The 1,041-nt window shown below is 44.9% G+C and carries 1 protein-coding gene and 1 pseudogene; both read right to left on the bottom strand.

From position 1 onward, the window contains the following. Nucleotides 1-179 (bottom strand): annotated as a pseudogene (locus R7P67_RS26480) (ATPase); the annotation flags it as partial. 78 nt (nt 180-257) lie between these two features. Next, nucleotides 258-1,041, bottom strand: a 784-nt coding sequence (locus R7P67_RS26475; protein ID WP_318086539.1) for a TonB-dependent receptor domain-containing protein, incomplete at its 5' end; no start/stop codon positions are given.

Genomic DNA, 1,041 nt, shown 5'->3' with positions numbered 1-1,041 from the left:
AAGTCTGCTTGCATTTGTACGACTTCAAGCGGAGTTGCTTGGAAAGGGACTTCTTTCCCTACGTAAGTCGTGTACAACCCAACCACCTGATAGTCCGGGTTTTCGTTTAAACGCTCTAACGTTAGTGTCGAGTCTTTACCACTCGACCAGCTGATTACGACACGTTTTGGTTTCGTCATTTTGTTTTCCAGCCATTTTCTGCACACCAATAATGATAAAGACCGCCAATAAGGCGGCCTTTGTTGTATCAAACGCAATTAGAATCGGTAGTCAGCGGATACAAAGTACTGACGCCCAGGAGTTGCGTAACCTGAGTACATCTCGTAGTTCTTATCGAAAGCGTTGCTTAGTTTGGCGTTGATGTCCCAACTTGAGTTTACAGCGTAAGAAGCGGTGAAGTTCCATAGGCTGTAGCTCGGTAGTCTTGTACTACCATTAAAGCGTTCACCTTGGTAAAGATACTGCGAACCCAACGTCCATTGGTCAAATGTCGCATAAGCATTCCACTTAGCACCACGCTTGGAGCGGTATGCTAGTTGGGTATCTTCTGCACCAGACTTGTCGACAGGATCTTTGTAATCTAGGTAGAACTCATGAGAGACAATATCGGTATCGAGTTTAACTTCTAGTTCGATACCTTTAATCTCAGCTTCACCAATGTTTTGCATGCCCGCACCTTTCCAGATCAGCATGTTTTCAATTTGGTTGTAATACCCAGTTACAGTCCAATCAACAATCGATGCCACACCAGATAACGATAGTTCCGTGTTTTTTGACTCTTCTGGCTTTAAGTTCGGCATTTCATAGCCAGGGTAATACAAATCAACAAAGCTAGGCGCACGGAATGCAGTGCCGTGGCTCAGCGTTAATTCGTATCCTTCGTAAACTTTCCAACCTGCTGCGGTTTGCCACGTAGTGTTGTTGCCAAACTGGTTGTTTTCATCATTACGTACGCTGGCTTCGAAGGTCCATGCATTCAATGCATATTGAGCAATTGCGCTGATGCCAATGTTTGTTCTTGGGTTCTTCTCTGGGTTGTAG

This window comes from Vibrio sp. Vb0937, from assembly GCF_033338855.1.
The sequence above is the reverse complement of the archived record's forward strand: the minus strand, read 5'-3'. Positions and strand labels throughout refer to the sequence as shown.